This window comes from Agreia pratensis (genome assembly GCF_900177685.1).
GTDB classification, from domain to species: domain Bacteria; phylum Actinomycetota; class Actinomycetes; order Actinomycetales; family Microbacteriaceae; genus Agreia; species Agreia pratensis.
Genome location: NZ_FXAY01000003.1, coordinates 447262 through 466431 on the forward strand (window position 1 = coordinate 447262; position 19170 = coordinate 466431).

Sequence of the window (19170 nt, forward strand, 5' to 3'; positions counted from 1 at the left end):
ACGCGGCGCGGCACTCGATCGATGCATTCTTCAACGCGACGGTGCTCGGCGAGGCCCATCGGCGGCTGTCCCCAGACCGGCGACGTTCCACCCGAGAGACCATTCGTGTCCAGACAGTAGCGAACGCTGCGGAAGGTCCTCGTTAGGCTGAATGCATGACCGATCTCGCACAGCCTCTCGCACGAACACCAACGGAGATCGACTCGATCGCCGAGGAGTGGGTCGACACCCTGGTGCGGCTCGAACCCACGCTTGGCACGTACATCGGCCGAGTCGAAGCGAACTCCCGCTTCGCTGACCTGTCTCCCTCCGGCCACGAGCGCTATCTGGCCGAGGTTTTGCGATTCCAGGCCCGCCTGGCAGCAGCCGCGCCCGTCGACGACGTCGACAGGGTCACGCAGCTCGACCTCGGCGCCTCCCTAAAGCTCGCTGTCGAGAGCGCAGAGGCCGGCCTGCATCTGCGAGACCTCAACGTCATCGCCTCGCCGTCCCAAGACATCCGGGAGGCCTTCGATCTGATGCCGTCCGAGACGCCGGAGGATTGGCAGGTCATCGAGACGCGGCTCCGTGCCGTGCCTGAAACGCTCGACGGATATATCGAGACCCTGCGAGAGGGAATCACCCGCTCAATCGTTCCCGCCCGGCGCCAGGTCGTCGAGGTCCTCGCACAGGCACGCAAGAATGCATCCGACGACGGCTTCTTCACAACGCTCTCACACGCCGCTCCTGCAGGATCCGCAACGCAAGCACTCGAGCAGGCGTCCTCGATCGCTGCCGGTGGATACTCACGGTTCGCCGACTTTCTCGAGACCGAGCTTCTGCCCGCGGCCAGCCCGATCGACGCCGTGGGTCGCGACATCTATACGCTTCGGTCACGCGAGTTCCTCGGCGCCACGATCGACCTCGACGAGACCTACGAATGGGGCCTTGCAGAGCTCGCCCGCATGACCCGCGAGCAGGAGGCGATCGCACAGGAGATCCTGCCGGGTGCGACGGTGCATGAGGCTATCGCTCACCTCGATGCCGACGACTCGCGCAAACTTCACGGAACAGCGGCTCTGAAGCAGTGGATGCAGACCACGAGCGACCGGGCGGTCGACGAGCTGTCGCGAAGTCATTTCGACATCCCCGATGAGATTCGGGCCCTCGAGTGCATGATCGCACCGACCGACGAGGGCGGTATCTACTACACGGGTCCCACCGACGACTTCTCACGGCCCGGACGCATGTGGTGGTCGGTGCCCGCGGGAGTCACCACGTTCGACACCTGGCGCGAACTGACCACCGTCTATCACGAGGGCGTTCCCGGGCACCACCTGCAGATCGGCCAGGCCGTCTACAACAGGGCCACCCTCAACACCTGGCGTCGTCAGCTGGCGGGAACGTCGGGACACGCAGAGGGGTGGGCTCTCTATGCCGAACGGCTGATGGAGGAACTCGGCTACCTCGACGACCCGGCCGACAGGCTGGGCATGCTCGACGGCCAGAGGATGAGGGCTGCTCGAGTGGTTCTCGATATCGGGGTGCACCTCGGCAAGCAGCGTCCCGACGGCGAAGGCATCTGGGACGCCGACTACGCGCTGGAATTCATGCGCGCAAACGTGAACATGGACGACGCCTTCATTCGCTTCGAAGTGAACCGCTACCTCGGCTGGCCTGGACAAGCGCCGTCGTACAAGGTCGGACAGCGCATCTGGGAGAGGCTGCGCGACGACTACAGGGCACAGCAGGGCGACTCATACGACGCCAAGGAGTTCCACCGCCGCGCCCTCGATCTCGGAGGCGTCGGACTCGACACTCTCCAGAAGTTCCTGCTGAAAGACGGAGTATCCCGATGACCAACACGCCGCCGCCCGGGTGGTATCCCGAAGAGAACTCGACCAGAGAGCGATGGTGGGACGGCCAGCAGTGGAGCGAGCTGTACCGCGATGCTCCGCCGACCACGGTCGCTCCTGCTCACCCCGCAGGCCCGGTCGCTGCGGCAGCATCGGTCACCACGGCAGCATCGACACCGGCGCGTCGGCCGGTCTGGCCGTGGGTGCTCGGGGGGTCACTGCTGGTGGTGATCGCCGTGATCGTCGCCGCCGTTCTCGTACTGGCCAGCGTCTTCTCGTCGGTCAGTCGATCATCATCGGGCGGCTCTCCGTCAGACCCGCGTGGCTCCTCGAGCGCACCGGCCGGCAGTTCCGGTGACGGCATCGTGATCGGAGAGGGGGGAGACGACGCTGTTCGGGTCGTCACCTACGTCGACTACTTCTGCCCGTTCTGCGGCGAATTCGAATCGACGAATGCCGAGCAGCTCTCCACGTGGGTCGACTCGGGCAAGGTGGTCCTCGAGGTCCATCCGATCTCGATTCTCGACCGCGCCTCTCTCGGAACGAAGTATTCGACCCGAGCCGCCAATGCGGCCGCTTGCGTCGCCGACACAGCGCCCGACGCGTTCGAGAAATTCAGCGCGCTCCTGTTCGAGAACCAGCCCCAAGAGAACACGGAGGGGCTGAGCGACACCGAGCTGATCGACCTGGCGAGCAAGGCCGGCGCGGTAGACGGCACCGGTGTGACCGACTGCATCAACTCGGGCGAGTTCATCGGATGGGTGACGGAGGCCACGGAGCGCGCGCTGAACGAGCCTGTGCCCGATTCCGACCTCGAGCACATCTCGGGCACCCCGACCGTGATCGTCGACGGCGTGCAGTACGAAGGCAGCCTGACCGACGCCAAGGAATTCGCGGACGTCGTTTTGCCCGGCGCCAAGTAGCCGTCAGAAGTGTTGCCGCGCACCGATCTTCGGGGCTAGAATGACTTGGCACGTTTTGTGCCATCCCATCCGCTCGCCGTCGGCAGAGCAGTCCTGCTCGAAACATCGAACTCGTCTGTCGTCGGCCTGATATATGTCCATCCTGGAGCATTTACTTTTATGACAATCGCAACGACCGACAGAGTAGCCAAGCAGGTCGCCATCAACGACATTGGCTCGGCAGAAGACTTTCTTGCCGCGGTCGAAAAGACACTGAAGTTCTTCAACGACGGAGACCTCATCGAGGGCACCGTTGTGAAGATCGACCGCGACGAGGTTCTCCTCGACGTCGGGTACAAGACCGAGGGTGTCATCCCCTCGCGTGAGCTTTCCATCAAGCACGACGTCGACCCCACCGAGGTCGTCCAGGTCGGCGATCTGGTAGAGGCCCTCGTTCTTCAGAAAGAAGACAAAGAAGGCCGCCTGATCCTCTCCAAGAAGCGCGCTCAGTACGAGCGTGCGTGGGGAGACGTCGAGAAGATCAAGGACGCCGACGGTGTTGTCACCGGTTCGGTCATCGAGGTCGTCAAGGGTGGACTCATCGTCGACATCGGACTCCGAGGCTTCCTGCCCGCGTCGCTCATCGAGCTTCGTCGCGTGCGCGACCTCACGCCCTACCTGGGCCAGGAGATCGAGGCGAAGATCCTCGAGCTCGACAAGAACCGCAACAACGTCGTTCTGTCGCGCCGCGCCCTGCTCGAGCAGACGCAGTCCGAGAGCCGCACCACGTTCCTCAACAACCTCCAGAAGGGACAGGTCCGCAAGGGCGTCGTCTCGTCGATCGTCAACTTCGGTGCGTTCGTCGATCTGGGTGGAGTCGACGGACTGGTTCACGTCTCCGAACTCAGCTGGAAGCACATCGAGCACGCCTCAGAGGTCGTCGAGGTCGGCCAGGAGGTCACCGTCGAGATCCTCGAGGTCGACCTCGACCGCGAGCGTGTCTCCCTGTCGCTCAAGGCGACGCAGGAAGACCCGTGGCAGGTCTTCGCCCGTACCCACGCAATCGGCCAGGTTGCTCCGGGTAAGGTCACGAAGCTCGTTCCCTTCGGCGCATTCGTTCGCGTCGCAGAGGGCATCGAGGGACTCGTGCACATCTCCGAGCTGTCGGGCAAGCACGTCGAGCTCGCCGAGCAGGTCGTGTCGGTCGGCGACGAGGTCTTCGTCAAGGTCATCGACATCGACCTCGAGCGTCGCCGAATCTCGCTGAGCCTCAAGCAGGCCAACGAGGGCGTCGACCCCGAGGGTACCGAGTTCGACCCGGCGCTCTACGGAATGCTCACCGAGTACGACGACCAGGGCAACTACAAGTTCCCCGAGGGCTTCGACCCGGAGACCAACGAGTGGCGCGAGGGCTTCGAGACCCAGCGCGAGAAGTGGGAGCAGGACTACGCTGCTGCCCAGGCTCGCTGGGAGGCCCACAAGAAGCAGGTTGCCACGAGCAATGCCGAGGTCGCAGAAGGAACCGGCGCCAGCGCCGGATCGACCTTCTCCAGCGAGTCGACCGGAGCCGGCACCCTTGCCGACGACGAGACTCTCGCCGCGCTTCGCGAGAAGCTGTCGAGCAGCAACTCCTAAGTTGCACAACAGAACGGCCGCCCTTCGGGGCGGCCGTTCCGTCGTTAACCCGTCGACGCCGCCGTCGATATCATGGAGCCATGTTCATCGTGGGCCTCACCGGCGGAATAGCATCAGGAAAATCCACTGTGGCCCGGCGGCTCGTCGACCACGGTGCGGTGCACGTCGACGCGGATGCCATCTCCCGCGAGGTCGTCGAGCCGTCCACCTCGGGGCTCGAGGCCGTCGCAGCCGAGTTCGGCGCCGGGGTGCTCGCTGACGACGGTTCGCTCGACCGTGCCGCGTTGGGAGCAATCGTCTTCGCCGATCCGGATGCTCGGGGCCGGCTCGAGGCCATCGTCCATCCCAGGGTGCATGCGCGCACCGCAGAGCTGATAGCCGCGGCCGAAGCAGCGGATCCCGCTGCCGTCGTCGTCTACGACGTTCCTCTTCTCGTCGAGGCCCGCAGAGAACTGCAGTTCGACCTGATCGTCGTCTGCGAGGCGCCGGTCGAGACGCGCATCAGTCGTCTCCTCACGCACCGGGGCATGCCTCGAGCCGAGGCCGAACGACGCATCTCCGCACAGGCCAGCGATGACGAGCGGCGCGCGGTCGCCGACGTCGTCATCGACACGTCGGGCTCGCTCCAGCACACCCTCGATCAGGTCGACGCACTGTGGGCGGACCTGTCGGCGCGCGCCCAGGACAGGGCCCGCGTCTCCTGATACGAACCCTTCACGCCTAGCCGAAGAGCAGCGCGGCCTCGTCGTAACGATGCTGCGGAACAGTCTTGAGTTTGCCCAGGGCCTCGGCGAAACCGACCGTGACGATCTCGGTACCCTTCAGGGCGACCATCTGGCCCCAGGCACCGTCGCCGATGATGTCACTGGCAGCCATGCCGAGACGCGTAGCGAGAACCCGGTCGTAGGCGCTCGGCACACCGCCGCGCTGGATATGGCCGAGGGTCGTCGCTCGAGTCTCGATTCCTGTGATCGATTCGATGAGCGGGGCGATACGTTCGCCGATGCCTCCGAGGCGCGGCCGGCCGAAGGCATCCAGACCCCGCTCGGAATGCGGGTCGTCCATGCTGTCGGGCATAAAGCCCTCTGCCACGACGACCAGGGGAGCGCGACCGCGGTCATAGGCGCTCTGCACCCACTCGCACATCTGCTCGACACTGGTCTTCTGCTCGGGAATCAGGATGGCGTGTGCGCCCGCCGCCATACCCGAGTGCAGCGCAATCCAGCCCACATGGCGACCCATCACTTCGGCGACCATGCATCGACTGTGCGACTCCCCGGTCGTACGCAGACGGTCCATGGCGTCGGTGGCGATCTGCACTGCGGTATCGAAACCGAAGGTGTAGTCGGTGGCGTCGAGATCGTTGTCGACCGTCTTCGGTACGCCGACGATCTTGAGACCGGCGTCGGTCAGGCGCTTCGCCGCAGCGAGAGTGCCCTCACCGCCGATCGCCATGATCGCATCGATTCCGTGGCGCTCCATGTTGGCGGCGATGTTCTCCGGCCCGCCGTTCTCACCCTCGAAGGGATTGGTGCGGCTCGTTCCGAGGATCGTGCCGCCCTGCTTGGCGATGCCGCGGATGTTGTGGCGAGTGAGCTCCATGATGTCGGCGTTGACGACACCCCTCCAGCCGTCTCTGAAACCGACGAACTCCTGGCCGTTGATCTCCGTTCCCTTGAGAACGGCCCCGCGGATGACCGCGTTGAGTCCGGGACAGTCGCCGCCCGAGGTGAGAATGCCGATGCGCATGGCGCCGCTCCTGTTCGAAAGAAATCCGTTTCCACTGCCAGGCAGGGACCAGTGTCACTACCCCGACCTAAACTTATTGCATGGAACCCACCCGCTCCGTCCACCCCTTCGAAGTAGTCAGCGATTACACCCCAAGCGGCGACCAGCCCACCGCGATCGCCGAGCTGACGGCCCGAATCAACGCCGGCGAGACCGACGTCGTTCTCCTCGGTGCTACAGGAACGGGTAAGTCGGCTACGACGGCGTGGTTGATCGAAGCGGTGCAACGGCCCACCCTGGTGCTCGCGCACAACAAGACTCTGGCAGCCCAGCTCGCCAACGAGTTCCGCGAACTCATGCCGAACAACGCCGTCGAGTACTTCGTCTCGTACTACGACTACTACCAGCCCGAGGCCTACGTTCCCCAGACTGACACGTTCATCGAAAAAGACAGCTCGATCAACTCGGAGGTCGAACGCCTGCGCCACTCGACAACGAACTCGCTGCTCAGCCGCCGCGACGTCGTCGTGGTGTCGACGGTCTCCTGCATCTACGGCCTCGGCACGCCCGAGCAGTACATGAACGCCATGATCGCGTTGCAGGTCGGCCAGCGCATCGACAGAGACTGGCTGATACGCAAGTTCGTCTCTATGCAGTACAACCGCAACGACATCGACTTCTCGCGCGGCAACTTCCGTGTGCGCGGCGACACGATCGAGATCATTCCCCAGTACGAAGAGCTCGCCATTCGCATCGAGATGTTCGGCGACGAGATCGAGGCTCTCTACAGCCTGCACCCGCTCACCGGCGACATCGTGCGCAAGCTCGACTCCGTCTCGGTCTTTCCTGGGTCGCACTACGTCACCGACACAGATGTGATGCAACGCGCCATCGGCACGATTCAAGACGAACTCGAACTGCGTGTCGGCCAGCTCGAGAAAGAGGGCAAGCTTCTCGAGGCCCAGCGCCTGCGCATGCGCACCACCTTCGATCTCGAGATGATGCAGCAGATCGGGTTCTGTTCCGGCATCGAGAACTATTCCTGGCATATGGACGTCCGGCCGCCCGGCGCCGCCCCCCATTGCCTCCTCGACTATTTCCCCGACGACTTTCTCGTGGTCATCGACGAGTCGCACGTCACCGTTCCCCAGATCGGTGCCATGTACGAGGGCGATTCGTCGCGCAAGCGCACCCTCGTAGACCACGGATTCCGTCTGCCGAGCGCACTAGACAACCGACCGCTCAAGTGGCCGGAATTCAAGGAGAGAGTCGGCCAGACGGTGTATCTCTCGGCAACTCCGGGCAAATACGAGATGGGCATCGCCGACGGCGTCGTCGAACAGATCATCCGCCCGACGGGACTGATCGACCCCGAGATCGTGATCAAGACCTCCACCGGGCAGATCGACGACCTGCTCGAAGAGATCCGGTTGCGTGCCAGCAGAGACGAACGCGTTCTCGTCACCACGCTCACCAAGAAGATGGCGGAGGAACTCACCGACTTCTTGGGCGAGCACGGGGTGAAGGTGCGCTACCTGCACGCCGATGTCGATACCCTGCGCCGCGTCGAACTGCTCACCGAGCTGCGCGCCGGCCTTTACGACGTGCTCGTGGGCATCAACCTGCTGCGCGAGGGGCTCGACTTGCCCGAGGTGTCGCTTGTCGCCATCCTCGACGCCGACAAGGAGGGTTTCCTCCGATCGTCGACGTCTCTCATCCAGACCATCGGGCGGGCCGCGAGAAACGTGTCCGGTCAGGTCATCATGTACGCCGACAAGGTGACCGACTCCATGGCCTTCGCCATCAGCGAGACCACGCGCCGCCGAGAGCTGCAGGTCGCCTACAACACCGAGCACGGCATCGACCCCACACCGTTGCGCAAGCGCATCGCAGACATCACAGAGGTGCTGGCACGAGAAGGGGCCGACACGGCGCAGCTCCTGGCCGGTCGCGACAACTCCAAGAAGAAGTCGCCCACCCCCAACCTGCGCCGCGAGGGCATAGCCGCAGAGGGTGCCAACCAGCTCGAGGCCATCATCGCCGACCTCAACGAGCAGATGCTGCAGGCCGCCGGCGAACTGAAGTTCGAACTCGCGGCACGGCTGCGCGACGAGCTGGGCGACCTCAAGAAAGAACTCCGGCAGATGTCGGCGGCGGGGCACCTGTCGTAAGCGGCGAGGTGACCGACTCGAGAGGGGCGCACGGTGGCGCGGGTGTCGAGCACCCTGCTCCTCCTCGAGGCGTAGCACAGTCGCTCGAGTCCGCACGCCGTCAGCGGAACAGGGACCGAGTGTCGGTGGCCGCACATAGACTTTCGAGGTGTCAGTTTCGAAGGTAGATTCCTCCAACGTCCTCAGCGTCCACGGCGCCCGTGTCCACAACCTGCAAGACGTGAACCTCGAGATCCCTCGGGATTCGCTTGTCGTCTTCACCGGGCTTTCCGGCTCGGGCAAGTCATCTCTGGCCTTCGACACGATCTTCGCCGAGGGGCAGCGTCGCTACGTCGAGTCGCTATCGGCATACGCCAGACAGTTCCTCGGGCAGGTCGACCGGCCCGATGTCGACTTCATCGAGGGGCTCAGCCCCGCCGTGTCGATCGATCAGAAGTCGACCAACCGCAACCCTCGGTCGACCGTCGGCACGATCACCGAGATCTACGACTACATGCGACTGCTCTGGGCGCGCATCGGCATCCCGCACTGCCCGATCTGCGGCGAGCAGATCAAATCACAGACCGTTCAGCAGATCGCCGACCAACTCATGGAGCTCGAAGACGGCATCCGCTACCAGGTCGCCAGCCCGGTCGTCTCGCAGAAGAAGGGCGAGTTCGTCGACCTCTTCAAAGAGCTGGCCGCCGGCGGTTACTCGCGCGCCCTCGTCGACGGCGAGGTCGTGCAGCTGAACGACCCGCCCAAGCTCAAGAAGCAGATCAAACACGACATCTCGGTCGTCGTCGACCGTCTGGTAGCCGGCCCCGACATCCTGAGTCGTCTCACCGACTCCCTCGAGACGGCTCTGCGCCTCACCGATGGGCTGGTGCAGATCAACTACGTCGACTCCGAGGGCCCGGATGCCTGGCAGACGTTCTCCGAGAAGCTCTCGTGCCCCAACAACCACCCCATCGCCCTCACCGAGATCGAACCGCGCACTTTCTCGTTCAACGCTCCGTTCGGTGCGTGCCCCGAGTGCTCCGGGCTCGGCACGCGCATGTCGGTCGACTCCGACCTCCTCCTCGGCGACCCGGATCTCAGCATCGCCGAGGGCGTCATCGTGCCCTGGACCACACAGGGCAAGGGTCTCTTCAGCTACTACGAGAAGCTGCTGCACGGCCTGTCGCGCGACCTCGACTTCTCACTCAAGACCCCATGGGGAGAACTGAGCGACGAGGTGCAGAACGCCGTCCTCCGCGGCAACAACTTCGAGGTCAAGGTCCGGTGGAAGAACCGGTACGGCCGCGAGGTGAGCTACTCCTCGGGTTTCGAGGGCGTCGTCCCGTACATCGAGCGGCAGTTCCTCCAGGCCGAGACCGATACCCAGCGCGCACGCTGGTCTGAATTCCTCCGCGAGATCCCTTGCCCCGTCTGCAACGGAAAGCGGCTGAAGCCCGAAGTCCTGGCCGTCACGGTGAACGGCCGCAGCATCGCCGACGTCACCGACATCTCTCTGACCGACGCCCAGGAATTCATGCACGACGTGGTTCTCACCGACCGCGAGGCAGCGATCGCAGCCCAGGTACTGCGCGAGATCAGGCTTCGCCTCGACTTCCTGATCCAAGTCGGGCTCAACTATCTCAACCTGGCCAGGGCCGCCGCGTCGCTCTCCGGTGGAGAGGCCCAGCGCATCCGGCTCGCCACCCAGATCGGATCCGGGCTCACGGGCGTGCTCTACGTTCTCGACGAGCCGTCGATCGGCCTACATCAGCGAGACAACCGCCGACTCATCGAGACGCTGGTCAAGCTTCGCGACCTCGGAAACACGCTCATCGTCGTCGAACACGACGAAGACACCATCCGCACCGCCGACTGGATCGTCGACATCGGCCCGGGCGCCGGAGTCAACGGCGGCAAGGTCGTGCACTCCGGGTCATACGATGCACTCCTCGCGAACACGCAGTCACTCACGGGCGACTACCTCTCCGGGCGCAAAGAGATCGAGGTGCCCGCGACCCGGCGGCCCGTCGACCCCGATCGCCTCATCACCGTCGTCGATGCCGAGGCGAACAACCTGCGCAAGGTGACGGTCGACTTCCCGCTCGGAACCTTCGTCGCCGTCACGGGCGTCTCCGGCTCGGGCAAATCGTCGTTGGTGAATGACATCCTCTATCGCGTGCTCGCCAACAAGCTCAACGGGGCACGCAAGATCCCGGGCAAGCACAAGCGCGTGACCGGGCTCGAGAACCTCGACAAGGTCGTGCACGTCGATCAGAACCCCATCGGCCGCACCCCGCGCTCGAACCCGGCGACCTACACCGGCGTCTTCGATCGCATCCGCAATCTCTTCGCCGACACGGCCGAGGCGAAGGCGCGCGGCTACCTGGCCGGCCGGTTCAGCTTCAACGTCAAGGGCGGCCGCTGCGAGGCCTGCTCGGGCGATGGAACGATCAAGATCGAGATGAACTTCCTTCCCGACGTCTACGTCAAGTGCGAGGTCTGCGGGGGAGCGCGCTACAACCGCGACACCCTCAGCGTGCACTACAAGGGCAAGAGCATCTCCGAGGTTCTCGACATGCCCATCGCCGAGGCGGCGGAGTTCTTCGAGCCGATCGGTGCCATCCACCGGTTCCTCAAGACCCTCGTCGATGTCGGCCTCGGCTACGTGCGGCTCGGGCAGAGCGCGACGACACTGTCAGGAGGCGAGGCGCAACGCGTGAAGCTCGCGACCGAGCTGCAGAAGCGCTCCAACGGGCGTACGGTCTACGTGCTCGACGAGCCCACCACGGGTCTGCACTTCGAAGACGTGCGCAAGCTCCTCCTCGTTCTCGGCAGCCTGGTCGACAAGGGCAACACGGTCATCGTGATCGAGCACAACCTCGATGTCATCAAGAGTGCAGACTGGCTCATCGACATCGGGCCCGAAGGAGGCGCGGGCGGCGGCCGCATTCTGGCCACCGGAACGCCGGAGCAGCTCGCGAAGGTGAAGAAGAGCCACACCGGTTTCTTCCTCAAGGAGATCCTCGAGGCGAAGTAGACATGGCACGAACCTCTCCAGACACGGTTCCCTACCGCCCGAAAGCGGGGGAGATCCCCACCCAGCCGGGGGTCTACCGCTTCCGTGATGCAACCGGTCGGGTGCTCTATGTGGGCAAAGCGCAGAACCTGCGCGCCCGACTGAGCAACTACTTCGCGCCTCTCCGCAGCCTTCACGAGCGCACGCGGCGCATGGTCACCACGGCGGCGTCAGTGGAGTGGACCGTCGTGGGCAGCGATGTCGAGGCTCTGCAGCTCGAGTACACGTGGATCAAGGAGTTCGACCCGCCGTTCAACGTCAAGTTCCGCGACGACAAGACCTACCCGTTTATGGCCATCACCCTCGCCGACGAGGCCCCACGCGTCATCGTCACCCGAAACACGCGCATTCCGGGCGCGCGCTACTTCGGCCCCTACCCGAAGATCTGGGCCGTGCGCGAGACGATCGAGCTCATGGTCAAGGCGTTCCCTATTCGCACCTGCTCCGACTCGAGCTACAAGAAGGCCATGCAGTCCGGCCGTCCGTGCTTTCCCGGGCAGATCGGCCGCTGCGGGGGACCGTGTTCGCACAAGGTGACGGTCGAAGAGCACAGGGCCATCGTCGACGACTTCGTGGCGTTCATGGCCGGGGGAGACAATCGCTTCGTCACAGAGGTCACCCGCAAGATGAAAGAGGCGGCAGCCGAGCAGCGGTATGAGGCGGCTGCAACGTACCGCGACCAGCTGCAGGCACTCGAGGCGGTTCTCGAAAAGAGCGCCGTCGTGCTGAGCGACAACCTCGACACCGATCTGTTCGGTGTCGAACACGACGAGCTGGCGGCCGCAGTTCAGCAGTTCATCGTTCGCGGTGGCCGCATTCGCGGTGTTCGGGCCTGGGTCGTCGACAAAGAACTCGACCTCACGACAGCCGAGCTTGTCGATTCCATCCTGCAGGCAGCCTACGACGGCACGACCGTCCCGCCGCGCGAGATCATCGTGCCCGAGCTGCCCGAAGACAAGGCCGAGCTCGAGACGTGGCTCGGCACCCGGCGAGACAAAGGCAAAGTCAGCCTCCGCACCGCGCAGCGAGGCGAGAAAGCGGCATTGATGCAGACGGCGAGGGTCAACGCCATGAATGCCCTCCAGCTCTACAAGACCAGACGCAGCGCCGACTTCGTCGCACGCAGTCAGGCCATGACCGACATCCAAGACGCGCTCGGCATGCCAGACGCGCCGCTGCGCATGGAGTGCTTCGACGTATCCCACCTCGGCGGCACGAACATCGTCGCATCGATGGTCGTCTTCGAAGACGGGCTTCCCCGAAAAGACCAGTACCGCCGGTTCACCATCGCCGAGTCCACCGACGATACCGACTCGATTCACCAGGTCGTCACGAGACGGCTCGCCTATCTGCGCGAGGGAACCGAACGAAGCGAGTCCGACTCCGCCTCGAAGAAGTTCTCGTACCCGCCCAATCTCCTCGTGGTCGACGGTGGACAGCCGCAAGTACAGGCCGCCGCCCGGGCTCTTCGCGAGTCCGGCGTCGAGGGCATCTTCCTGTGCGGGCTGGCCAAACGACTCGAAGAGATCTGGCTTCCCGACAGCGACTTCCCTGTGATCCTGCCGCGAGGCAGCGAGGCGCTCTTCATGTTGCAACGCCTGCGCGACGAGGCTCACCGCTTCGCGATCATCCATCAGCGCACGAGGCGCAAGCGCGACATCGCCTCGGTCCTCGGCGAGATTCCGGGCCTCGGGCCGAGTCGGGTCAAGCGGCTGCTCACCCATTTCGGCTCGGTGTCGCAATTGCGTCAGGCGAAACCGGATGCGATCGCCGCGGTTCGCGGAGTGGGCCCGGGGCTGGCGCAGACGGTTTTCGCGCACCTCCACCCAGACTCCGCGGCTCCGGTCGCTGAGCCTCGCCGGTAGGCTAGACGTTCACCCGACTGCACTGAAGAAGAAGGCGACCCCATGACTGACGATCCACTTCCCCAAGAAGTGCTGATAGTCACAGGGATGTCGGGGGCCGGGCGATCAACGGTCGCCAATGCCCTCGAAGACCTGGGCTGGTACGTCGTCGACAATCTGCCCCCGCAGATGCTGAGGCCCCTGGTCGATCTCGCAGAGAAGGCCGGATCGACACTTCCTCGGATCGCCGCCGTCGTCGATGTGCGCGGCCGCGATTTCTTCGGCGATCTGCAGGAGATCATCCACTCGCTCCGTGACGGCAGCCAGCTCCGGGTTCTCTTCCTCGAGGCGACCGACTCGGCTCTCGTCAGGCGATTCGAACAGGTACGACGTCCGCATCCGCTGCAGGGCGACGGCACTCTGCTCGACGGCATCGAGCGCGAACGCGTACGACTCCACCCGATCCGCGAGTCCAGCGACATGGTGATCGATACCTCCGATCTCAACATCCACCAGCTCGCAACACGCATCGCCGAGGGGTTCTCGACCACCGACACTCCTGGCGTTCAGGTCACGCTGATGAGCTTCGGCTTCAAGTACGGCACGCCGACAGATGTCGATTCGATCGCCGATGCCCGCTTCCTGCCGAACCCGTTCTGGATTCCGGAACTGCGTGCTCACACAGGACTCGACCCCGAGGTCAGCGACTACGTGCTTGCTCAAGAGGGCGCGTCCGAGTTCCTCGAGTCCTATGCGGCCTCTCTCAAGCCCGTTCTCGCCGGTTACCAGCGCGAGAACAAACGACACGCCACGATGGCCATCGGGTGCACGGGCGGCAAACACCGTTCTGTGGCCCTCACTCGAGCTCTCGCCACTCGGCTCGCGTCCTACCCGGGCGTCGTCGTCAACGTCAAACATCGCGACCTCGGCCGCGAATAACACCGGCCGCCGCGCTGGGACGCCACAAGCATCCCTCGCGACATCGGCCGCACGAACGAATGGATAGAGATTGGCTCTCACTGCCGATGTCAAAGAAGAACTGACCCGCGTCGTCGCCAAGAAGACGACGCTCAGGGCCGCCGAACTGGCGACCATCCTGCGCTTCTCCGGTGGACTTCACCTGATTTCGAACCGCATAGCGATCGAGTCCGAACTCGACACCCCCGATCTGGTGAAGCGCGTGCGCCGCGATCTCGCCGAACTCTACGGAATCAGGGGAGAGGTGTCGCACGTCTCCGCCTCCGGAGCCAAACGCACGGGCACGTATCTCGTGCGCGTCATCGAGGGCGGCGAGACGCTCGCCAGACAGACCGGGTTATTGGATGCGCGTCGTCGGCCGATCCGCGGCCTTCCGAACCGGCTCACCACGGGCTCCCAAGAGGAGCTCTCCGCCGTGTGGCGGGGCGCATTCCTCGCCAACGGAACGCTCACCGACCCCGGAAGGTCGGCGGCTCTCGAGATCACCTGTCCCGGAAACGAATCCGCGATGGCCTTGGTCGGAGCTGCGGCGCGACTCCACGTGCAAGCGAAGGCGCGCGAGGTCAGGGGCGTGCATCGCGTCGTCATTCGCGACGGTGAGGCCATAGCCCGCATGCTCTCGCTGATGGGCGCCGCCGACGCTGTCTCCCGATGGGAAGACCTGCGCCAGCGCCGCGAGGTTCGTGCGACGGCGAACCGACTCGTCAACTTCGACGACGCCAACCTCCGCCGCTCGGCGCAGGCTGCCGTCGCTGCGTGCTCCCGAGTGGAGCGCGCGCTCGAGATCCTCGGACCGGATGTTCCGCCCCATCTGAAGTACGCGGGCGATCTGCGTCTGAACTTCAGAGACTCGAGTCTCGACGAACTGGGACATCACGCCGACCCGCCCATGACCAAAGATGCGATCGCCGGGCGCATCCGCCGCCTTCTCGCGATGGCCGACAAGCAGGCGACCGATCTGGGCATCCCGGGTACCGATGCGAACCTGCCCCCGGATCTCGACGACTGAGATATTCGTCGGAGCGATACCGAGACGACAGGAAGTTTTCAGGGCCCTGTCCGTTGACCTCAGTAGACTGATCAGGTCACTCACAGCCGTCCGGGTTCTCCGAACGGCGCCTTATTCGAGGAGATATCAATGGCTGAATACACCCTTCCAGAGCTCGCGTACGACTACTCGGCGCTCGAGCCCAGCATCAGTGCCACCATCATGGAGCTGCACCACTCCAAGCACCACCAGGCTTATGTGACCGGCGCGAACACAGCGCTCGCCCAACTCGCCGAAGCCCGCGACTCCGAGAACCTCGGCGCAGTCAACAAGCTCGAGAAAGACCTCGCCTTCAACCTCGGCGGCCACGTCAACCACTCGATCTTCTGGACGAACATGTCTCCCAACGGAGGAGACAAGCCCGTCGGCGAGCTCGCCGCGGCTATCGACGACTTCTTCGGATCGTTCGACAAGTTCCAGGCGCACTTCGCTGCCACAGCCTTGGGCGTCCAGGGCTCGGGCTGGTCGGTGCTCGCCTGGGACAGCATCGGACAGCGTCTGATCATTCAGCAGTTCTTCGACCAGCAGTCCAACTTCGCAGCCGGCACAGTGCCCCTTCTGATGCTCGATGTGTGGGAGCACGCGTACTACATCGACTACAAGAATGTGCGCGCCGACTATGTGAAGGCATTCTGGAACATCGTCGACTGGCAGAACGTCGCCACGCGCTTCGAGACGGCCCGCGAAAAGACCTCGGGCCTCCTGCTACTGTCGTAGCGACGACGGCGTGCCGGGCCCCACGGCCCGGCACGCCCTCAGTTTCACCCACCCAGCCCCGCGGGGCCACACGATTCATGGAGAACTTCACGTGTCTGTAAAGATCGGTATCAACGGCTTCGGTCGTATCGGGCGTAACTACTTCCGCGCAGCCCTGGCCAAGGGCAGCGAGCTCGAGATCGTCGCGGTCAATGACCTCACCGACAACAAGGCCCTCGCGCACCTCCTCAAGTACGACACGATCACGGGTCGTCTCGACGCAACGGTTGAGCTCGACGGCGACAACATCATCGTCAACGGCAAGCCGATCCTGGTACTCGCCGAGCGCGACCCCTCCGACCTGCCCTGGGGCGAGCTGGGAGTCGACATCGTCATCGAGTCGACCGGTCGCTTCACGAAGTCCGAAGACGCTCGCAAGCACATCGCTGCTGGCGCGAAGAAGGTCATCGTCTCGGCTCCGGCTACGGGCTCCGACGTCGCGACGCTGGTTCTCGGTGTCAACGAGGGCACGTACGACCCCGCCATCCACGACATCATCTCGAATGCCTCGTGCACCACGAACTGCCTGGCCCCGCTGGCGAAGGTCTTCATGGACAACTTCGGCATCGAGCGCGGTCTGATGACCACGGTCCACGCCTACACCGCCGACCAGAACCTGCAGGACGGCCCGCACAGTGACCTGCGTCGCGCCCGCGCCGCCGCCGCCAACATCATTCCCACCTCGACCGGTGCTGCCAAGGCCCTCGGCCTCGTCATCCCCGAGCTGGTCGGCAAGCTCGACGGCTACGCCCTCCGCGTTCCGGTCATCACCGGTTCGATCACCGACCTCACGGTCGAGACCAGCTCCACGGTGACCGTGGAACAGGTCAACGAGGCGTACAAGAACGCTGCCAACGGTGAGCTCAAGGGAATTCTGTCGTACACCGAAGACCCGATCGTCTCGAGCGACATCCAGGGCGACCCGCACTCGTCGATCTTCGATGCCGGCCTGACCAAGGTCATCGGCAACCAGGTGAAGATCGCTTCGTGGTACGACAACGAGTGGGGTTACTCCAACCGCCTCGTCGACATCACCGAGTACGTCGCCGACCGCCTGTAATACGAGGAATCCACTGTGACTCTGCGCACTCTGGATTCGCTCGGTTCCCTCACGGGAAAACGCGTCCTCGTTCGGTGTGACCTCAATGTTCCGTTGAAAGACGGGGTCATCACCGACGACGGGCGCGTTCGAGCGTCTCTGGCAACAATCAACGCCCTGGTCACCCAGGGCGCCCGGGTAATCCTCCTCAGCCACCTCGGTCGGCCAGACGGTGCACCCGATCCCCAGTACAGCCTCGAGCCGGTCGCTCTGCGACTCTCGGAGCTTCTCGGCAAGCCCGTCGCCTTCGCCGGCGACACGGTCGGCGTGAGTGCTCGCGAAACTGTCGATTCACTCGCCGACGGCGACGTCGCCCTGCTCGAAAACCTGCGGTTCAACGCAGCGGAGACCAGCAAGAACGAAGACGAGAGAGCGTCGTTCGCGGCCCAGCTCGCCGAGTTCGGAGACGCTTTCGTCTCCGACGGTTTCGGTGTGGTCCATCGCAAGCAGGCAAGCGTCTACGAGCTGGCGTCCGCTCTTCCCAGCGCGGCCGGCCTCCTCATCGCTGCAGAACTCGACGTACTCGAGAAGCTGACAGAGAACCCGGCTCGGCCGTACACGGTCGTGCTCGGCGGTTCGAAGGTCTCAGACAAGCTCGGCGTCATCGGCCACCTGCTTCCCAAGGTCGACACCCTGCTCATCGGTGGAGGAATGCTGTTCACATTCCTCGCCGCTCAGGGCTTCCGAGTGGGCGGCAGCCTGCTCGAGAGCGACCAGATCGACACGGTCAAGGGCTACTTGGCAGAGGCGAAGGAACGCGGTATTCGCATCGTCTTGCCGACCGACGTCGTCGTGGCATCCAAATTCGGCGCCGATGCAGAGCACACCATCACCAGTGCCGAATCGATCGAGGAGACGCCGTTCGGTCAGACCGGTCTCGGACTGGATATCGGTCCGGAGACGGGAGCGGAGTTCGCACGAATCATCGCTGAGTCCAAGACGGTCTTCTGGAACGGACCCATGGGCGTCTTCGAGCTCGCACCGTTCGCGGAAGGCACCCGTGCCGTCGCCGAAGCACTGACCCGTGTCGATGGCCTCGGTGTCGTCGGTGGCGGAGATTCTGCAGCCGCTGTCAGGGCGCTCGGCTTCAGCGACGATCAGTTCGGCCATATTTCAACTGGTGGCGGTGCAAGTCTCGAGTTCCTCGAAGGCAAGCGCCTGCCCGGACTGGAGGTCCTCGGATGGTAAGTGTCGGTCAGAAACAGAACAGAACGCCGCTCATCGCGGGCAACTGGAAGATGAACCTCGATCATCTCCAAGCGATCGCATTCGTGCAGAAGCTCGCGTGGAGTCTGAAAGACGCGGGACACAACTTCGCCGATGTCGAGGCTGCGATTTTTCCGCCCTTCACCGATCTGCGTAGCGTGCAGACGCTCGTCTCCGCAGACAAGCTCGAGCTCGCCTACGGCGCGCAAGACGTGTCGCAGCACGCAAGCGGCGCTTATACCGGCGAGATCTCCGGTTCGTTCCTGAAGCAGCTCGACTGCCGCTACGTCATCATCGGGCACTCCGAGCGCCGCACTCTGCACGCAGAGACCGACGAGATCGTTGCGGCCAAGACCGCTGCGGCGATCGCCAACGGCATCGTTCCGATCATCTGCGTCGGTGAGACTGCAGATGATCTCGAGAATCACGGCCCGTCGGCCGTGCCGGTCGCGCAGCTGACGGCGGCGCTGTCCTCGGTGCAGTCGGCATCGGACATCGTGGTGGCCTACGAGCCCGTCTGGGCGATCGGGTCGGGACAGGCGGCTACGCCGGAGCAGGCGGAGGCAGTCTGCGCCGCCCTGCGCGGTGTGCTCGAGTCCGCACTCGGCTCAGACGTCGCGGCGAAGACGCGGATCCTCTACGGAGGGTCGGTCAAGTCGACGAACATCGGTGGTTTCATGAAGCAGCCGAACGTCGACGGTGCTCTCGTCGGCGGCGCGAGCCTCGACCTGGCCGAGTTCGCCAGCATCATCCGGTACCAGAAGCACGCCTTCTAGGCATCTCGAAAGGCCGGCCCATCAGGGCCGGCCTTTTGTGCGCCGATGCAAGTCATGGTGCGTCACAGCGGCAACGTACAGGTATAATTGACGTTGGTCTGACTTCACACCGGTCGGCCATCATTCTTGAGAGGCAA

14 protein-coding genes are annotated in these 19170 nt (G+C 64.2%); 13 read left to right on the top strand and 1 reads right to left on the bottom strand.

The features are described from left to right. Positions 1 to 155 precede the first annotated feature (155 nt). From B9Y86_RS11720 to coaE, 4 genes are all read left to right on the top strand, one after another. Positions 156 to 1838 carry a DUF885 domain-containing protein gene (locus B9Y86_RS11720; RefSeq protein WP_085486139.1) on the top strand — a complete coding sequence of 561 codons (1683 nt, stop codon included), beginning with the start codon at positions 156 to 158 and terminating at the stop codon, positions 1836 to 1838. Then, entirely contained in the window at positions 1835 to 2758 is a 924-nt protein-coding gene (locus tag B9Y86_RS11725; protein ID WP_085486383.1) for a thioredoxin domain-containing protein, read from the top strand. The genes B9Y86_RS11720 and B9Y86_RS11725 overlap by 4 nt, the downstream gene beginning before the upstream one ends. A gap of 159 nt (positions 2759 to 2917) precedes the next feature. After that, complete coding sequence (rpsA, locus tag B9Y86_RS11730) at positions 2918 to 4372, top strand: 30S ribosomal protein S1 (RefSeq protein ID WP_085486141.1); 1455 nt, start codon at positions 2918 to 2920, stop codon at positions 4370 to 4372. Positions 4373 to 4452: 80 nt separating this feature from the next. Further along, positions 4453 to 5076, top strand: coding sequence for a dephospho-CoA kinase (coaE, locus tag B9Y86_RS11735; RefSeq protein WP_085486143.1), 624 nt, complete (start codon positions 4453 to 4455; stop codon positions 5074 to 5076). A gap of 16 nt (positions 5077 to 5092) precedes the next feature. Here the strand turns inward: coaE and B9Y86_RS11740 are convergent, their stop codons facing one another. Further along, positions 5093 to 6121: a 6-phosphofructokinase gene (locus B9Y86_RS11740; RefSeq protein WP_085486145.1), complete on the bottom strand. Its 1029-nt coding sequence runs from the start codon at positions 6119 to 6121 to the stop codon at positions 5093 to 5095. Positions 6122 to 6201: 80 nt separating this feature from the next. Between B9Y86_RS11740 and uvrB the strand changes: the two genes are divergently transcribed. The 9 genes from uvrB to tpiA all read left to right on the top strand — a co-directional run bounded on the left by uvrB (position 6202) and on the right by tpiA (position 19033). Beyond that, a complete protein-coding gene (gene uvrB / locus B9Y86_RS11745; protein ID WP_085486147.1) occupies positions 6202 to 8271 on the top strand; it encodes an excinuclease ABC subunit UvrB in 2070 nt (689 codons plus the stop codon). 148 nt (positions 8272 to 8419) lie between these two features. Beyond that, a complete protein-coding gene (gene uvrA, locus B9Y86_RS11750; protein ID WP_085486149.1) occupies positions 8420 to 11287 on the top strand; it encodes an excinuclease ABC subunit UvrA in 2868 nt (955 codons plus the stop codon). Between the two features lie 2 nt (positions 11288 to 11289). Beyond that, positions 11290 to 13191 (top strand): excinuclease ABC subunit UvrC, encoded by a 1902-nt coding sequence (gene uvrC / locus B9Y86_RS11755; protein WP_085486151.1) that lies wholly within the window; start codon positions 11290 to 11292, stop codon positions 13189 to 13191. 42 nt (positions 13192 to 13233) lie between these two features. Next, entirely contained in the window at positions 13234 to 14109 is an 876-nt protein-coding gene (rapZ, locus tag B9Y86_RS11760) for an RNase adapter RapZ (protein ID WP_085486153.1), read from the top strand. Between the two features lie 70 nt (positions 14110 to 14179). Further along, a complete protein-coding gene (whiA, locus tag B9Y86_RS11765) occupies positions 14180 to 15157 on the top strand; it encodes a DNA-binding protein WhiA (protein ID WP_085486154.1) in 978 nt (325 codons plus the stop codon). Positions 15158 to 15286: 129 nt separating this feature from the next. Then, positions 15287 to 15913 (top strand): superoxide dismutase, encoded by a 627-nt coding sequence (locus tag B9Y86_RS11770; protein WP_085486156.1) that lies wholly within the window; start codon positions 15287 to 15289, stop codon positions 15911 to 15913. A 91-nt stretch (positions 15914 to 16004) separates the two neighbouring features. Continuing rightward, on the top strand, positions 16005 to 17012 hold the full coding sequence (gene gap / locus B9Y86_RS11775) for a type I glyceraldehyde-3-phosphate dehydrogenase (RefSeq protein WP_085486158.1): 1008 nt from the start codon (positions 16005 to 16007) through the stop codon (positions 17010 to 17012). 15 nt (positions 17013 to 17027) lie between these two features. Further along, positions 17028 to 18239 (top strand): phosphoglycerate kinase, encoded by a 1212-nt coding sequence (locus B9Y86_RS11780; protein WP_085486160.1) that lies wholly within the window; start codon positions 17028 to 17030, stop codon positions 18237 to 18239. Next, a complete protein-coding gene (gene tpiA, locus B9Y86_RS11785; protein WP_085486162.1) occupies positions 18233 to 19033 on the top strand; it encodes a triose-phosphate isomerase in 801 nt (266 codons plus the stop codon). The genes B9Y86_RS11780 and tpiA overlap by 7 nt, the downstream gene beginning before the upstream one ends. Positions 19034 to 19170: the final 137 nt, after the last annotated feature.